Annotated in this window: 15 protein-coding genes, 2 tRNA genes and 1 pseudogene; 10 read left to right on the plus strand and 8 right to left on the minus strand. The window is 35.6% G+C overall.

The window, feature by feature from the left end; all coding sequences use genetic code 11:
• Positions 1 to 61 precede the first annotated feature (61 nt).
• The gene (gene purB, locus ACFILZ_RS05320) at positions 62 to 1,369 is read right to left on the minus strand and encodes an adenylosuccinate lyase (RefSeq protein ID WP_375606722.1); all 1,308 of its coding nucleotides are present in this window, start codon (positions 1,367 to 1,369) and stop codon (positions 62 to 64) included.
• Positions 1,369 to 2,055 (minus strand): ribulose-phosphate 3-epimerase, encoded by a 687-nt coding sequence (gene rpe / locus ACFILZ_RS05325; protein ID WP_375608312.1) that lies wholly within the window; start codon positions 2,053 to 2,055, stop codon positions 1,369 to 1,371. The genes purB and rpe overlap by 1 nt, the downstream gene beginning before the upstream one ends.
• A 146-nt stretch (positions 2,056 to 2,201) precedes the next feature.
• On the opposite strand from rpe, the gene ACFILZ_RS05330 reads away from it, so the two are divergent.
• Both ACFILZ_RS05330 and dksA read left to right on the plus strand, forming a co-directional pair.
• Complete coding sequence (locus ACFILZ_RS05330) at positions 2,202 to 2,741, plus strand: flavin reductase (RefSeq protein ID WP_375610461.1); 540 nt, start codon at positions 2,202 to 2,204, stop codon at positions 2,739 to 2,741.
• Between the two features lie 308 nt (positions 2,742 to 3,049).
• Positions 3,050 to 3,466: an RNA polymerase-binding protein DksA gene (gene dksA / locus ACFILZ_RS05335; RefSeq protein WP_375606631.1), complete on the plus strand. Its 417-nt coding sequence runs from the start codon at positions 3,050 to 3,052 to the stop codon at positions 3,464 to 3,466.
• Between the two features lie 57 nt (positions 3,467 to 3,523).
• On the opposite strand, the gene ACFILZ_RS05340 is transcribed toward dksA, so the two are convergent.
• Positions 3,524 to 4,000: a hypothetical protein gene (locus ACFILZ_RS05340; protein ID WP_375610462.1), complete on the minus strand. Its 477-nt coding sequence runs from the start codon at positions 3,998 to 4,000 to the stop codon at positions 3,524 to 3,526.
• Positions 4,001 to 4,218: 218 nt separating this feature from the next.
• Here ACFILZ_RS05340 and ACFILZ_RS05345 point away from each other — a divergent pair, with 218 nt between their 5' ends.
• Complete coding sequence (locus tag ACFILZ_RS05345) at positions 4,219 to 6,753, plus strand: response regulator (protein WP_375610463.1); 2,535 nt, start codon at positions 4,219 to 4,221, stop codon at positions 6,751 to 6,753.
• A gap of 284 nt (positions 6,754 to 7,037) precedes the next feature.
• On the opposite strand, the gene purN is transcribed toward ACFILZ_RS05345, so the two are convergent.
• Together purN and purM are read right to left on the minus strand one after the other, a co-directional pair.
• On the minus strand, positions 7,038 to 7,649 hold the full coding sequence (gene purN, locus ACFILZ_RS05350; protein ID WP_375610464.1) for a phosphoribosylglycinamide formyltransferase: 612 nt from the start codon (positions 7,647 to 7,649) through the stop codon (positions 7,038 to 7,040).
• Positions 7,646 to 8,737, minus strand: a complete 1,092-nt coding sequence (gene purM, locus ACFILZ_RS05355; RefSeq protein ID WP_375610465.1) for a phosphoribosylformylglycinamidine cyclo-ligase — start codon at positions 8,735 to 8,737, stop codon at positions 7,646 to 7,648. Before purM ends, purN begins: the two co-directional genes overlap by 4 nt.
• Before the next feature lie 158 nt (positions 8,738 to 8,895).
• Between purM and ACFILZ_RS05360 the strand changes: the two genes are divergently transcribed.
• The 5 genes from ACFILZ_RS05360 to ACFILZ_RS05380 all read left to right on the plus strand — a co-directional run bounded on the left by ACFILZ_RS05360 (position 8,896) and on the right by ACFILZ_RS05380 (position 12,094).
• The gene (locus ACFILZ_RS05360; RefSeq protein WP_375606626.1) at positions 8,896 to 10,107 is read left to right on the plus strand and encodes an AI-2E family transporter; all 1,212 of its coding nucleotides are present in this window, start codon (positions 8,896 to 8,898) and stop codon (positions 10,105 to 10,107) included.
• Positions 10,104 to 10,793, plus strand: a complete 690-nt coding sequence (gene hdaA / locus ACFILZ_RS05365) for a DnaA regulatory inactivator HdaA (protein WP_375609379.1) — start codon at positions 10,104 to 10,106, stop codon at positions 10,791 to 10,793. The genes ACFILZ_RS05360 and hdaA overlap by 4 nt, the downstream gene beginning before the upstream one ends.
• Before the next feature lie 713 nt (positions 10,794 to 11,506).
• Positions 11,507 to 11,583: transfer RNA gene (locus ACFILZ_RS05370), tRNA-Pro, on the plus strand.
• Positions 11,584 to 11,672: 89 nt separating this feature from the next.
• On the plus strand, positions 11,673 to 11,978 hold the full coding sequence (locus ACFILZ_RS05375) for an ETC complex I subunit (RefSeq protein ID WP_375606624.1): 306 nt from the start codon (positions 11,673 to 11,675) through the stop codon (positions 11,976 to 11,978).
• Between the two features lie 39 nt (positions 11,979 to 12,017).
• Positions 12,018 to 12,094, plus strand: a tRNA-Arg gene (locus ACFILZ_RS05380).
• Positions 12,095 to 13,157: 1,063 nt separating this feature from the next.
• On the opposite strand, the pseudogene ACFILZ_RS05385 reads toward ACFILZ_RS05380, so the two are convergent.
• A pseudogene (locus ACFILZ_RS05385) lies at positions 13,158 to 13,289 on the minus strand (integrase); the annotation flags it as partial.
• A gap of 217 nt (positions 13,290 to 13,506) precedes the next feature.
• On the opposite strand from ACFILZ_RS05385, the gene ACFILZ_RS05390 reads away from it, so the two are divergent.
• Both ACFILZ_RS05390 and ACFILZ_RS05395 read left to right on the plus strand, forming a co-directional pair.
• The gene (locus ACFILZ_RS05390; protein ID WP_375610466.1) at positions 13,507 to 13,833 is read left to right on the plus strand and encodes a hypothetical protein; all 327 of its coding nucleotides are present in this window, start codon (positions 13,507 to 13,509) and stop codon (positions 13,831 to 13,833) included.
• Between the two features lie 11 nt (positions 13,834 to 13,844).
• The gene (locus ACFILZ_RS05395) at positions 13,845 to 14,225 is read left to right on the plus strand and encodes a hypothetical protein (RefSeq protein WP_375610467.1); all 381 of its coding nucleotides are present in this window, start codon (positions 13,845 to 13,847) and stop codon (positions 14,223 to 14,225) included.
• A 35-nt stretch (positions 14,226 to 14,260) separates the two neighbouring features.
• Here ACFILZ_RS05395 and ACFILZ_RS05400 read toward each other — a convergent pair whose 3' ends face one another.
• Together ACFILZ_RS05400 and ACFILZ_RS05405 are read right to left on the minus strand one after the other, a co-directional pair.
• Positions 14,261 to 14,545, minus strand: coding sequence for an addiction module antidote protein (locus tag ACFILZ_RS05400; protein ID WP_375610468.1), 285 nt, complete (start codon positions 14,543 to 14,545; stop codon positions 14,261 to 14,263).
• Positions 14,526 to 14,837, minus strand: a complete 312-nt coding sequence (locus ACFILZ_RS05405; RefSeq protein WP_375610472.1) for a type II toxin-antitoxin system RelE/ParE family toxin — start codon at positions 14,835 to 14,837, stop codon at positions 14,526 to 14,528. The genes ACFILZ_RS05400 and ACFILZ_RS05405 overlap by 20 nt, the downstream gene beginning before the upstream one ends.
• Positions 14,838 to 15,539 lie beyond the last annotated feature (702 nt).

Raw genomic sequence — 15,539 nt, forward strand, 5'->3', positions numbered from 1 at the left:
TTTCTTTGTTACAACAGATTTTTGATCATAGGTGGAATGGATTTTGGTTTTCTATGTCGCTTTATTGTTCTTCAAAAACACGTTTAAAAATCGTATTGATATGTTTGGTGTGGTAAGAAAGATCAAATTTTTCGCGAAGTTCTTCTTCACTTAAAGCTTTGGTAACATCTTTGTCGTTGAGGAGTTCTTCTAAAAAATCTTTTCCTTGTTCCCAAACTTTCATCGCATTTCGTTGTACAATCCGATAAGAATCTTCACGACTAATCCCTGCTTGTGTGAGTGCTAAAAGAACCCGTTGTGAGTGAACAAGACCGCGGAATTTATTGAGATTTTTTTGCATATTTTCTGGATAGACAATGAGATTTTCAATGACAGATGTGAGGCGAGAAAGAGCAAAATCAAGTGTAATCGTCGCATCTGGAGCAATATAACGCTCAACAGATGAATGGGAAATATCACGTTCATGCCAAAGAGCTACATTTTCCATGGCCGGGAGTGCAAATGCACGTACCATACGGGCTAGTCCAGTTAAATTTTCTGTTAAAACTGGATTACGTTTATGAGGCATTGCCGATGAACCTTTTTGCCCAGGTGAGAAATGTTCCTCTGCTTCAAGAACTTCTGTTCGTTGTAAATGGCGTATTTCTATTGCTAGCCTTTCAATAGAGGAAGCAATAACACCAAGTGTTGCAAAAAACATAGCATGACGATCTCTTGGTATTACTTGGGTGGAAACCGGTTCAGCACGCATCCTCAAGGCTTTTGCTACATGTTCTTCAACGCGTGGATCGATATTAGCAAAAGTTCCTACAGCTCCTGAAATCGCGCAAGTAGAAATTTCTTCTCGTGCGGCAAGAAGACGTTTGCGACAACGGGAAAATTCAGCGTATGCAAGAGCAAACTTGATTCCAAAAGTTGTCGGTTCAGCATGAATGCCATGACTCCGCCCAATGGTGATTGTTTCTTTATGTTCAAAAGCACGTCTTTTTAATGCTTCAAGAAGTTGATCTATATCCTCTAGCAAAATATCACTCGCACGCATCAATTGAATGTTCAGCGTTGTATCGAGAACATCAGATGATGTCATACCTTGGTGGATAAAACGTGCTTCTGGTCCAATGAATTCAGCGAGGTGGGTTAGAAATGCGATAACATCATGTTTGGTAATTGCTTCAATTTCATCAATGCGATTGACATCAAATTTAGCTGCTGCCCCTTTTTCCCAAATGACTTTGGCGGCTTCTTTCGGAATAATCCCTAAGTGAGCAAGGGCATCACAGGCATGGGCTTCAATTTCAAACCAAATACGATATTTTGTTTCGGGAGACCAAATTGTTACCATTGCAGGGCGGGAATAACGTGCGATCATCATTTTTTTCCTTGTTGTGAGAGGATTGCGGCTTGGCGCAATGCACTAATACGTGTTTTGTAAAGCTCTTTATTTCCATCTTTATAAATTGCAGAGCCTGCGACAAATACATTTGCACCAGCTTTTGCAGCTATCCCAATTGTATCAACGGTGATACCACCATCAACTTCAAGGTCAATAGGGCGGTTTGCAATCATGCTTTTAACGCGCTTAATTTTATCTTTTATTTCTGGAATAAAACTTTGTCCACCAAAACCGGGATTGACCGTCATGATGAGAATGAGATCTAATTGATCAAGCAAATATTCAAGCATATGTTCAGGGGTGCTTGGATTGAGTGCGATTCCTGCTTTTTTCCCCATTTTTTTGATTGTTTGGAGTGAACGATGAAGATGTGGACCTGCTTCAGCATGAATAGTTATAATATCTGAACCTGCTTTTGCAAAAGCTTCTAAATAAGGGTCTACTGGTGCGATCATCAGGTGGACATCAAATATTGCTTTTGTTAATGGGCGCAGAGCTTTGACGATTTCAGGACCAAAGGTGATGTTAGGAACAAAGTGCCCATCCATAATATCAAGATGAAGCCAATCTGCACCAGCATCAACAACATCTAACATTTCTTGTCCAAGTTTAGAAAAATCAGAAGCCAAGAGAGAAGGCGAAATGAGATGAGCGTGGGGCATTAAAATCTCCTTAGATTGGCAGTTTTTATCATATCGCTGTGTATACACAAATATTTTTTGTGTTATGACGGAAAAGAAAAAATATGTATTATAGGTCTTTTTATGGAAAGATCGCTTGAAATTTTAAAGCTTTATAAGTGAAAGATATGTCGAATCATAAAACATATTTGATGCCTGAACTTCAACATAAACATACTATTGCGGTTTCTTCCCAAGAATATCGAGACGCCATGAGTCTTTTTGCAGGAGCTGTGCATATTGTGACAACAAATGGTATTAAGGGAAGACGCGGGGTGACTGTTTCGGCGTGTTGTTCTTTATCTGATAATCCTCCAACCCTTCTTGTTTGTCTTATGCGTCATAATTTAAAGAATCAGGTATTTATGGAGAATGGAAATTTTTGTGTTAATAGCTTGGCAGGAAAACATCGCTCATTAGCGGATGTTTTTTCGAGGCGTTGCAATTTTACACAAAATGAGCGTTTTGATGTTGCTCAATGGGGAGCTTTGCAAACGGGGGCGCCTAGTCTTTCAGACGCTCTAGCGTCGTTTGATTGTCGTTTGATTTGTTGGCACGAACACGCAACTCATTGTGTTTTGATTGGTGAGGTTGTTGCAATTAACTGTAATAAAGAAAAAGATGCTTTGATGTATTTGAAACGTGAATATCACACTTTGCCTTTATAAAGATTTTATTTTTTGCATTGATGAAATGATTTATTGTTGCTTCATTTAGATTTTAAACAATGTAGAGAGTAGGGGAGGGATGACTCTGATATCTGATTTCCTTCTTTTTAAGGTTTTTCAATAAGCGAGAAAAATGATTCTGGATGAGATTTAATCAAGAGTTCAATCTACATAAATAAAGTGATCAAACCTAAACAGTACATTTAAATATATTCGTCGATTGTTATGAAAAAACATTTTACTCTTGTGTTGATGGGTATTGCACAATATATAGACCGCACATAGCATATGTGGAGGTTTTTTATTGCATGAGCGAAGAGATTTATGGTCAATATCGCCCTAGTGAAGATGAGCCTTTTATGAATGAGCGGCAAAAGGCGTATTTTCGTGCTAAATTGGTTTCTTGGAAGAATGATATATTAAAAGAAGCTCGTGAGACTTTGGAAAATTTGCAGGAAGAGAATGTTGGTCAACCCGATTTGACTGATCGGGCTTCTTGTGAAACTGATCGTACAATCGAATTACGTGCTCGTGATCGTCAGAGGAAACTTATTTCAAAAATAGATGCTGCTTTAGAGCGCATTGATAATGGGACATACGGTTTTTGTGAAGAAACCGGCGAACCCATTAGTATAAAGCGTCTTGAGGCTCGGCCGATAGCCGTTTTGTCATTGGAAGCGCAAGAACGTCACGAACGACGTGAAAGAGTTTATCGCGATGATTAAGGTAAGGTTATTAAGATGATAAACAAACGAAATTCGTGGTGATAAAATTGTATATTTTTATTTTTGAGGGGTAGGAATGAATAAAGATGGTTCTTGCCGCCCCTCAATTTCGGCGGTGATGGCTGAATCTTTTACCGCTTGATTCGTAAAAGGAGAGGGACTTTTATCCGATATATCGTTTTTTTCTGTAGGGGTGGAATTTAGATGTGTGTGTGTTTCTCTCTTTTGTATTTTGGATGTACCGGTAATATCGGATTCTACAACCATATCTGTTAATCCACCAATAAGGAGCAAATGTTCTTTATTATCGCAACGGATTAAAACAAGGCGGCGTGCTCGATCTATAGAAATTACTTCACATAATGCTAATCGCGATAGGCTTTTTTTTCTATTAATGTTGAATCTTCTTGTATTTAAACGGCGTAAAAATACGATAATTATGGTAATAGCTGCGATTGTTATTACAAAAATCAAAAAGCTTATCGTTATGTTTGCCGCAGATACACCTATTTGCTCTGATAACCAGATATACATAGATTTTCTCCCATTTTGTATGGAAATATTATTTTTTATTGAGATAAATTTATAAACATACCCTCAAAAGGTTCACTTATAACGTAAGAAATAAACTTTTGAATATTAAGCGATCTTATCTTAGATAATATCATAGTATATACTTTATAACAACATAACAACGAATATAAAGGAAGTTTTGTGACATAAGAAATAGCTATAAGCTAAGGCAAAGAGAGATGGATAAAGATTTTGAGAATAATGAAAGATCAGCGTCTTCGTTTCATCGGAGAGTTGTTATTTTTGGTGTTGTTTTTGTATTAGGTTTTCTTTTCATTGTGGGTATTTTAGGTTTTTTTTATACACAAAACTATTTGCAACAGGCGATATCAATATCTTTTTTGATTCTAGCAATGATCGGTGTTGCAACACTCGTTTTGTATGGAATGGGAATTTTAAGATATCATGTGTGGTCGCATGAAGATTTTGATTTTAGCATCTTTAATAGGAGCGATGATGCAATTGTAATCTCTGATCTTTCTGGTTTTGTTTATTATTCTAATCAAAACTATCGAAAAATTCTGACCTATAGGCCTGAAGTGTCTTGTTATAGGGTTATTGCGGATCTTCCAGGAGCTGGTGCCCTCTCGTACCGCTTAAAGGTTGCAGCCTGTAATAATCTTGCAGCGCAAGAGGAATTAAGAGTAGAACAGCCAATTTTTACCGATTCTACACCAAAAAAGTCTGTTTGGTATAATATTTCCGTTCAACCTATCACAAAACAGAAAAAAAAGCTTTTATTTTGGCGTATTACTGATATTTCGCACTTACAACAAACGCGAGAAGTTTTTTTCTCGAACCTTCAAGAGGCTATCAATCACTTGGATCAAGCTTCTATTGGTTTTGTATCCGTTAATAGACAAGGAACTATTCTTTATGCCAATGCGACTTTTGCAGAATGGTTTTCAATTGATTTAGCTAATTTCTCAATTGGTCAATATAATTTTGATTTGTTATTTGATAGCGTTGGCGCTAAGAGCTCATGGAGTGATATCTGTTTACAAACCAACAGATATCAAAGTTCAGGTTACTCTTTACCTTATAGGCTTTCGTTATGTTTAAATTCACACACGACTTGTGAGAAAATATTCCATTGTCTTATATCTGTTTCTTCTCTCTTAGAAGAGGAGGCTATTTATCGTATTGTGATCATTCCACAACAAATACAAAAAGAAGAGGACGATCAATTAAAATTACCCCGTATATTAGGAGAATATTTTGATGCGAGTCCTTTTGCAATAGCCGTGGTGGATCATGCAGGGCAATTGGTTCATATGAATAAAGCTTTTTCATCACTCACAGGATGTATGGACAAAGCTGTCAATTTTTATGATGTTATTTCTCGTCGTGATTGTGTGCAGTTAGAGCGTTCTTTTCAGAGAATTGCAACAAATAAAAATTATTTTGTTTCTCTAGAAACTGTTTTAGAAAAAAATGAAGAATGCCATTTACGGCTCCATATTATGTCTGTACCGCCCTATCATGGTGATGTATTGCAAGATTTGCTTATTATCTCTGTGATTGAAACAACCGAACAAAAAACTCTTGAAGATAAAATGATGCAAAGTCAGAAGATGCAAGCTGTAGGACAATTGGCTGGCGGCATTGCTCATGATTTTAATAATGTTTTAACAGCAATTTTAATGTCGTGTGATCTTCTTTTAAATACGCATCGTAGTTCTGATCCTGCTCATGCTGATCTGATCAATATTAAAAATAATGCTAATCGTGCAGCTGCTCTTGTACAGCAATTATTAGCTTTTTCTAGAAAGCAAACACTTCGACCTGAAGAAGTTGATTTTACAGAGTTTTTATCAGACATTCGCAATCTTATTTTACCACTTTTGGGTAATAATATTCAGTTAAAAATTATTCATGGAAGAGATTTGTGGAGCGTTGAAGTTGATCAAGCATCTTTTCAGCGTGTTATTATGAATTTGGTTATTAATGCGCGTGATGCCATGTTAGATGGAGGTATTGTTACGATTGCGACAAATAATATTACAAAGCAACAAAGTGCTGAATTTAATCATCTTGGATTAGCAATTGGCGAGTATGTGCAATTGACTATTTCAGATACAGGAGCTGGTATATCTGCTGCTATACAAGAAAAAATGTTTGAGCCATTTTTTACAACAAAAGAAGTTGGAAAAGGAACAGGACTTGGTTTATCAATGGTTTATGGAATTATCAAGCAGAGCGGTGGGTATATTTATTGTGAAAGTAAAGAAGGTGAAGGAGCAACATTTCATATTTTTCTTCCCCGTTATATCCCCAATATAAAAGGAGAAATTTCTCAAAAGGTTGAAAAAGATGAAGAGAAAGATAAAAATATAGACTTAACAGGATCTGCGACTGTTTTATTGGTTGAAGATGAAGATGCGGTCAGAATGGGGGGGGTAAGAGCTCTTCAAATGAGAGGATATACGGTTTTAGAGGCTGCAAGTGGGGTGGAAGCACTCTCTATTCTTGAGGAACAAAAAGGAGATGTTGATATTATTGTTTCCGATGTGGTGATGCCAGAAATGGATGGGCCCACTTTATTGAAGGAAGTCCGTAAAAACTATCCTGGTATCAAATTTCTTTTCGTTTCTGGATATGCAAAAGATGCTTTTGCTAAAAATCTTCCAAAAGATGCTGTTTTTGGTTTTTTATCTAAACCTTTTACACTCAAACAGTTAGCTGTAACAGTTAAAGAAACACTTTCGTCATGAGCAAAAATTTATGCAATAGAAAAAGTGCGTATTTTAAGATTTTTTAGGTTAAATACGAGAGCATTTTGATAAATAGAGCTTATGATAATGTCATAGAACTAAATAAAGAAGAAGAATTTTGAAAATGAAATAAAATTCAAAAAAATCACATGTTTTGTGCAAAAATTTATTGAAGAGATGGGCTCTATTATGTCAACATTTCATAGAGATTTTCAATTGTAGATACTGAGCAGAAACTATGTGTAAAGCATTGAAATATGCTGATTAATAGATTGTTGATACACTCAAAAAGATAAAAGCTGTTGTTGCGTATCTATCATTTTGCTCTTTCCTTCAATAAATGCTTTTAAGGCTTCGGGGTAGAGTTTATGCTCTACTTTAAGAACTCTTTCTGCTAAGCGCTCAGCAGTATCATGGGGATAGACTGGAACGGCTGCTTGGGCAAGGATTTTTCCTGCATCCACGTCTTCTGTAACAAGATGAACAGTGCAACCTGTAATTTTTACACCTGCTTGTAAAGCTTTTTCATGTGTGTTTAAGCCTTTAAATGAAGGCAAAAGAGAAGGATGAATGTTTAAAATTCGTCCTTCATAAAGTTTTACAAAACGTGGTGAGATAAGGCGCATATACCCTGCAAAGCAGAGAAAATCTGGTTTATATTGATCTAAAATCGTAAAAATATTTTCTTCATGCTCTTCTTTTGTTTTGTAAATTTTACGATCAACAATATGAATGGGTAAGTTATGATTTTGTGCCTTTTCAATACCATTTGCACGCGGATTATCGCAAATAACAGCGACAATTTCAGCAGGATATTCCGTTTGTTGGCTTGCTTGAGCAAGGGCGACCATATTCGAACCATTACCAGAAATAAAAACGACAATTTTTTTTTTCATAAATTCAGTACCCCTTTATAAAGTATTCCTTTATTTTGATCTTGGCGTTTTATTAAAATGCCAAGTGGAGTTACAGTTTCTCCTTTTCTTTCAAGAGCTTGTGTAATTGTTTCAGCTGCATGCTGTGCTACGATAATGATCATGCCAATACCACAATTGAATGTTCTTAACATTTCTGTTTCTTCTATTTTACCTTGTTTGGCAATCCATGAAAATACTGCTGGAACATTGATGGTAGAAAGATTAATTTCAGCGCAGAGAGAAGATGGAAGGACACGTGGAATATTTTCAGGAAAGCCTCCACCCGTAATATGAGCAAGAGCTTTAATCCCTTCATATTTTCGCATGATGGGAAGAAGCGATTTTACATAAATGCGTGTTGGTGTAAGAAGTGCTATACCAAGGCTGTTTTCAGGGGAAAAGGGGGCAGGGTCATTCCATTTGAGATAATTTTGCTGGATGATTCGTCGAACAAGCGAAAAGCCATTGGAATGAATTCCAGAGGAGCTTAGACCTAATATAACATCACCTTCTATCAAATCTTTTGAAGGGAGTAGCTTGCTGCGTTCGCATGCTCCTACAGCAAAACCGGCTAGATCATAATCTCCCTCTGCATACATTCCTGGCATTTCTGCAGTTTCTCCTCCAATAAGAGCAGCACCGGCTTGTTTACATCCTTCTGCAATACCAGAAACGATTGCCGCCCCTTGTTCAGGGTCGAGCTTTCCAGTTGCAAAATAATCCAGAAAAAAAAGCGGTTCAGCTCCTTGTACAAGTAAATCATTGACACACATAGCAACGAGATCAATACCTACAGTATTATGGTGACCTACTTCGATAGCAATTTTTAATTTTGTTCCCACTCCATCATTGGCTGCTACGAGGATAGGATCTGTAAAGCCAGCGGCTTTTAAATCAAAAAGGCCACCAAACCCACCAATTTCTGCATCTGCTCCGGCTCGTTTTGTAGCGCGTATAAAGGGTTTGATTTTTTCTACCATGGCATTACCCATATCGATGTTTACACCGGCTTTTGCGTAGGTAAGGCCGACTTTGGATTTATTCTTTATAAGATCTTGATTGCTCATTGGAGCCTTCCTTTAATGGAAAATCAGGTTTTGATATTATGCAATGCCATGATAGAGTTCTCTCTGCAAGAGATATTGATAAGAAAATAAGCAACTTTTCTTGTAGCTTATTTTGAAGTTGTTTATAATTCTTTGTGAAGTTTTTTTTAGGATATTTTATGAGCAAGATATCAGATAATCACGGACAGTCTTCTTGGAAACTTATGAGAAAGAAAGTGAGTGAGAATACATCTCGTGATCGTTATAAGACTTATGTGCCAGCGTATACTCAATTACCGTTGCCGAATAATATGAAAAGACAAATCTTTTTTTGGCTGGGTACGCTGATTTTTTTCATTCTTTTTATGTTTGTTTTTGGATCGATTTTGCTTCCTTTTGTGGCAGGGATTGTGTTGGCTTATTTTCTCAATCCCATTGTTCAATTACTTGAAAAATTTGGTATTCGTCGTGTGTTTGGGACTGTCCTTATTACCTTATTTATTGTTATTATCTTTGTTGCTGCTTTAGTTATTTTGATTCCTGTTATTAGTTGGCAAATACAGCAATTTATGAGTGATGGTTTACCCGTTTATATTAATCGTATTCAAACCTTTTTTGTTGAGCATGATTTTGATTGGTTAAGGCGCTATTTTGGAAGTGATCCAAATGAATTACGGAATAATATTAAAGGATTTTTGGGCGAAGGTTCGGATTTTATTACGTCTCTTTTGAATTCACTTTTAAAGTCAGGAAAGTCAATCGTTAATATCGTTAGCCTATTTGTTGTGGCACCTGTGGTGGCATTTTATATGTTATTAGATTGGCCACGTATGGTAACAGCAATCGATTCGTTAATACCGCGTGATCATCTTGAAACCGTCCGTAGTATTTTTCATGAAATGGATAGAGCTATTGCAGGCTTTGTTCGTGGACAAGGAACAGTTTGTCTCATATTGGGAGGCTATTATGCTATTGGTTTAACGATTGCAGGACTCAATTTTAGTCTTTTGATTGGTATGTTTATTGGTCTTATTAGCTTTGTTCCTTATATCGGCACAATGAGTGGTTTGCTCCTTTCTGTTGGTATTGCATGGGTCCAGTTTTATCCCAATAATTGGGGGGGAATCATTGTTGTGATGGCACTTTTTTTAATTGGTCAATTTATTGAAGGGTATATTCTTCAACCCAAGCTTGTAGGTTCATCAGTGGGATTACATCCCGTATGGTTGATGTTTTCACTTTTTGCTTTTTCTTCACTCTTTGGTTTTACTGGTATGCTTGTTGCTGTTCCTGCGGCAGCGGCTGTTGGCGTTTTAGTTCGTTTTGCTCTTCATACTTATCTGAGTTCTCAGATGTATTCGCGAAGCGGAAATTCGGAGCCGCTAAAATGAATGGGTGTGAAACGCAATTATCTTTAAATTTTCCTTATGATCCGATTTTTCAATTTGAGGATTTAGTGGTAACGGAAAGTAATCGTATGGCTTTTCAGCTTATTGATCACTGGCCCAATTGGAGCTTACCTATTGCAGTTTTAGTTGGTAAAGAAGGATCTGGAAAAACGCACTTTTCTAATATATGGCTCCAAAAAGCAGATGCTTTCAGGATTCAGTACAATGAACTTGATCAGGCTGTTACTATGGCTTCTTTAGGCAGATCATTTTTAATAGAGGATATTGATACAGGTGAAATCAATGAGACAGAACTTTTTCATTTAATTAACAGTATTAAGCAAACAAATCTTGATGCACGACAAGCTACTTTATTGATGACGGCACGAACACTTCCTTCCGCTTGGAATTTAACGTTAAATGATCTAAAAAGTCGTCTTAATTCGGTGATGTTCGTTGAAATTAATCAGCCTGATGATGCATTGTTAACAGCTGTTGCTTTTAAGCTTTTTTCCGATAGGCAACTTATTGTACATCCAGATACGGTTTATTACCTTGTAAGTCGTTGTGAACGTTCTTTATTTTCATTGAAGCGTGTTATTGATTCTGTTGATCAGTTGGCATTACAAAGAAAAAGAAAAATAACACGTGCTGTTATTGCTGAAGTTTTGAATAGAAGAAATCCGTAAATACTCTTTATCGCGGCTTACCTATTCTGACCTTTTATTATCGTTTCAATATGTGAAAAGACAAGTCATTTAAATTTTTTCTTTTTTGGATATCTATATAAGAGAGAAAAATAGTGTTTTTTGACTTTTGTCATGTGATTATTTTAAATAACTTTGAGATTTTATTGTATGATGTTGAATTTTTTTTCATCTTCGCATTTGAAAATTTTTCTAAAAAGAGCGCTTTATTTTATTTATAATGAAACCTTTGTGCTTTGAAAAAATGTTTGTTGTTTATGAATATGAATTGTCGCAGATTCTAAAGTTTTTAATAAAAGAGTCCTTGGGAAGATAGAAAAAGAGGAGAAAAAAGCTTAATACAGCTGAATTCTTTGGCTTATGTTCTCTTTGGGAAAATTTTTCTATGATATTTAAGTCGTTTTTTTCTAAAACTGTATCTGTGAAATGCGTTTTGATACAGTGAGAGCTTGCTTAAAACAGGATAAAAATTATGAAGTCTTTATAGAGAAATTCATTCTTTTTTAATATAGATTGGATTTTTTACGGAGGTTATTTTCTACTATTTGTCAATAAATTTGTTATTGAGTAGGGGAAAAAATTAAAAAATGTGCTTTTTTGTAAAGAAATGCAACAAAATTTAAAAAAAGTGTGTTTTTCTCTTGCACTTCTGTTGTGAAAATTTTAGGAAATGTGCATCAAGTAAATGTAAATGGCGGAGCGTAGCGCAGCCTGGTAGCGCACCTGATTTGGGATCAGGGGGTCGTAGGTTCGAATCCTATCGCTCCGACCATATTTGATTGAGTGTGTGAAAATGACCAAATTGGGTACGTGTGATGAGAAACTATCATTCAAGCGTTGTTTAATCTGAAGGAAAAAGACATGATCGCACGTATTTATAGTCCTGCTAAGACAGCTATGCAGTCAGGTAAAGGGAATACAAGTTTTTGGGTTCTAGAGTATGAGCCGATGAAAGAAAAAATGCTTGAACCTCTTATGGGATACACGGCAACGTCTGATATGAATAATCAGGTAAGGATCCGATTTAATAGGAAAGAAGAAGCGATTGCTTTTGCACGTAAGAATGCTATCTCTTACCGTGTAGAAAAGAAACATACATCGATTCGACGTGCTATTTCTTATTCTGATAATTTTCGCAGTGATCGGCAGCAACCTTGGACACATTGAATTAAAAATGCTATTTTGAATTGAGAAAATAATCAGTTGGGTCCCGTAGCTCAGCTGGATAGAGCAACGGCCTTCTAAGCCGTGGGTCACAGGTTCGAATCCTGTCGGGATCACCATGTTTAAATAATATCAATAAGCTATAAAGAGAGTTTTCCTCTTATTGTATTAGCTTATTTTTCTGTATAATCCCTAACCTTTTTGATGTTTTTTGGTTGATTTTGTTGCTAAACGTTTTTCTATTGACTGTTTTAGTATAAAATAATGCTGTTTTATCTTTTTTCAGTAAAAATTGTTTTTGATTACTGAAACTTATAGCATTGCATTTTCGTGCCGCGTGTTGCTACTACATTACATGCTTTAGGAAACAGATTGTAAAAATTCTTTTTTAAGAGCTTCTTTTCATTTTTCTGAAAATGAATATTTTATTTCTTAGATTAGATTTAAGCATTGCTGCTAATGCTGGTGAAATTGCAAAAAAAACATCTATTGTAATTTTTTTATTTTTTATGAATAATATTATTATATTTTTCAGCATGACTTTTAGTAAGATCGACTTTGATTATATACAAGGCATGATGGATTTGATTTAGAACAGTTTATGAAACATTGAAGAATAAAAACGATATCTGTTTATAATGAGAATTTACAGGCGGCACAAGAGGTGGAGAATATCTTCTTGTCTTGGAAGCAGTGGATTCATAACGAATTGCTTTTTTATAGTTTTTTCGTATAAAAAGGTGTTATATGTGCCGCCCAGATAAGATATTGTTTTTTTCAATGAGAGGCATTTGCGGACAATTTGATTTAACGTGATTATCACTGTTTCTCAGGTATGGTTATAGATATTCATCAATATTTAGGTTTTCTTAGTCTTATCAGTTTAAGAATATATGCTATGTATTTATATGAATGGAGATAGATTGTATCTCAGAATTAAGTTTTTAGATTTCATATTTAAATTTTCAAATGTTTTTTCTTATTTCTTTATAGTTTGTACATCATATTAGAGGTATTTTAATATTGGATAACAATCACATTAAAATGTTATGCAGATGAGATCTGAAGATCTAAATTCATACGATTCAAGGTGATCATTATTTCAATAGAAATACAGTGTGAGGAGAATGCCATTTTACGCGCTTGTTTTAAGAGATATCTCTTAAAGCTCACTTCACGCTAGCGCTCGTGAATAGTACAATGATAAATCCATTGAGCGCCTCCATCTTTATGCTTATGAAGTAACAAGCCGGCACCATCATTATATTTGCCAACCCCCAATGTTGCGACAGATCTTGCATTAAGACGGTTCATAAGGACCGTTTTTACTCCTTTTTTGTACAAATTTGATCCATACACTCATCCCACTTGTTATGTGCAAATGAGTGATTTTGATTGATTTCAAGATAAGCAGGTTTGAAATGAGAGAATCCTACGTTATTCGGGTTTCTAATTCAATATGAATAACGCTATATTATCATTATAAATCAATACCTTGCCATTACAAGGGAGAAATCTACATACCTAACAAGTGAGTTTCTTACGTTTGAATATCTCGCATAAAGAGAAGCATCTCACAGAAAAAATTGGGATATTACCCCGTGGTGCTTTAATTACCTCGATAAAAGCGTTTGTGAAGACAGCGTTTTCTGAGGCGAAGTTGAAGATTGGCAGCACTTATGGCGGCAATGAGTTTGGCGAAAAAGATATCAAAGCCCAAAATACGCAAGATTTTACACCAACAGACCAAAAGGTTTTTACTCCAGAGGATAAAGAAATGATCCTTTATGCAACACGAGATAAAACCACTGATGCTGGTGAGTGTGTTGTGGTTGTGCAATTTGTGACAAATCATTGAGGGGATAAGACATGGCAGATTATTTACCACAGCCCTTGCAAGGGAGAAATCTTCATACGCAGCAGGTAAGCTTTTTGCGTCTTAATTTTAGCTATGAAGATAAAGAAAAGGTGATGAAAATAGGTACCCTCCCTCGTGGTGCTTTGATTACTTCAATTAAAGTGTTTGTTAAGACAGCATTTTCGGACACAAAGGTCAAAATAGGCAGCACTGCTGGCGGGACTGAATTTGGTGAAGCAGAAATCAAACAGCAGGCAGTCAAAGAGGTTAAGCCAACCAATCAAAAGGAATTTGTCCCTTATGATGAAGAACTTACTCTCTATGCTAAAGCGGACAAAACGGTACAAGCTGGTCAAGCAAGTATAGTCGTTGAATTCGTAACCAATCACTAAAATTGAGGGGAGAGATCTATTAGATTCCCCTCAGTTTATGAATTAGCAGATTGTACCGAGAGTTGTAAATTAAGGGCAGATAAGACAGCGACTAAGGTAGAAAGTTTAGGGTCACCTGTTTTGCTTAAAGAGCGGTATAATCCACTGCGTTCTCGATTGGTTTCTTTTGCTAAGGCACGCATATTTTGTGCTCTAGCAACAATACCAATGGCATCCGCTATATGAGCAGCATCACCAGTTTTGAAGGCTTCATTTAAAAAGATTTCTTGAGATTCTGGTGTTGTGAGGTGTTTTTCAAAGTTAAAGGTTTTCAATTTCATTTTTAAGATCCTTTAAAAGAGATAAGGCTTTTTGAATATCACTGGATTGTGTGGATTTATCACCACCACAAAGCAATATAATAATTTTATCGCCTTTTTTTGTGAAATAAACTCGATACCCAGCCCCATAGTGGATACGCAATTCACCTATACCATTAAAAAATTTAACGTCACCTAAAAGTCCTGAACGAATTCTATGAAGTCTTCCAAGAATTATATTGGCAGCTTTTCTGTCTTTAAGCTTTTCTAACCATTCATCAAATTCATCTGTTGTTTTTATTATAGCTACCATTGGTGCACTGTAATACACATAATGTGTAATGTCAATAACAATATTTTTCACAGAAAGGTATTTTGATGACACGTCATTATATTCGGGTTAAGACCGGAGGACCGATACCTGTAAAGCGAGATGTTTATCGTCATAAGAGAACACTTTCGCACTTAGTGTCGGTCATTCAAGATATAATACTAAAAAACACAATAAAGTCAATAGGTTGTGTGAAATTATTTTATATGAATCCACTCAAGAATCCATCTTTTTATGCATGATTCATTTGACCATTTTTTATATAAGATTGCCATGGATGAATAGACTGTAAAAAGCAAATCATGATGCAAATATTATAACGCATGTAAACGTTCAAATGAAATGAAAAGCAGATATCATTCATAACAGTTCATAAATTTTATGGTACGTTTTTATCACAGCACAAATCACATTATTTAAAAATTTAGTCGTTTGAAAATATCGATAACATAAATTGTATAGGTTTAAAAAATGGTATGAGTTTTGCTCTTTTTTGAGCTAAACCTTCAAAGGAATAATCGTTTGAAACGGTCATAAGCTTATAGGTTTAGTTTATAAAGATTGCATAAAAGGATTTAAAGACAAGATCGATTTTATAACCACGGTATTTTTTACCGAGGTAGGAAATAAAGGTCATGAAATTCAAAATGCTATATCTTATGAAATGAAAAGCCTTTTAATGAA

Origin of the sequence: Bartonella sp. AP40SXNS (assembly GCF_042195825.1) — a bacterium.
Lineage (GTDB): Bacteria > Pseudomonadota > Alphaproteobacteria > Rhizobiales > Rhizobiaceae > Bartonella.

What these genes read in the sequence shown, in the direction of transcription:
- purB (WP_375606722.1), bottom strand. Translation starts at nt 1,369, where the DNA reads ATGATCGCACGTTATTCCCGCCCTGCAATGGTAACAATTTGGTCTCCC.
- rpe (WP_375608312.1), bottom strand. Translation starts at nt 2,055, where the DNA reads ATGCCCCACGCTCATCTCATTTCGCCTTCTCTCTTGGCTTCTGATTTT.
- ACFILZ_RS05330 (WP_375610461.1), top strand. Translation starts at nt 2,202, where the DNA reads ATGTCGAATCATAAAACATATTTGATGCCTGAACTTCAACATAAACAT.
- dksA (WP_375606631.1), top strand. Translation starts at nt 3,050, where the DNA reads ATGAGCGAAGAGATTTATGGTCAATATCGCCCTAGTGAAGATGAGCCT.
- ACFILZ_RS05340 (WP_375610462.1), bottom strand. Translation starts at nt 4,000, where the DNA reads ATGTATATCTGGTTATCAGAGCAAATAGGTGTATCTGCGGCAAACATA.
- ACFILZ_RS05345 (WP_375610463.1), top strand. Translation starts at nt 4,219, where the DNA reads ATGGATAAAGATTTTGAGAATAATGAAAGATCAGCGTCTTCGTTTCAT.
- purN (WP_375610464.1), bottom strand. Translation starts at nt 7,649, where the DNA reads ATGAAAAAAAAAATTGTCGTTTTTATTTCTGGTAATGGTTCGAATATG.
- purM (WP_375610465.1), bottom strand. Translation starts at nt 8,737, where the DNA reads ATGAGCAATCAAGATCTTATAAAGAATAAATCCAAAGTCGGCCTTACC.
- ACFILZ_RS05360 (WP_375606626.1), top strand. Translation starts at nt 8,896, where the DNA reads ATGAGCAAGATATCAGATAATCACGGACAGTCTTCTTGGAAACTTATG.
- hdaA (WP_375609379.1), top strand. Translation starts at nt 10,104, where the DNA reads ATGAATGGGTGTGAAACGCAATTATCTTTAAATTTTCCTTATGATCCG.
- ACFILZ_RS05375 (WP_375606624.1), top strand. Translation starts at nt 11,673, where the DNA reads ATGATCGCACGTATTTATAGTCCTGCTAAGACAGCTATGCAGTCAGGT.
- ACFILZ_RS05395 (WP_375610467.1), top strand. Translation starts at nt 13,845, where the DNA reads ATGGCAGATTATTTACCACAGCCCTTGCAAGGGAGAAATCTTCATACG.
- ACFILZ_RS05400 (WP_375610468.1), bottom strand. Translation starts at nt 14,545, where the DNA reads ATGAAATTGAAAACCTTTAACTTTGAAAAACACCTCACAACACCAGAA.
- ACFILZ_RS05405 (WP_375610472.1), bottom strand. Translation starts at nt 14,837, where the DNA reads ATGGTAGCTATAATAAAAACAACAGATGAATTTGATGAATGGTTAGAA.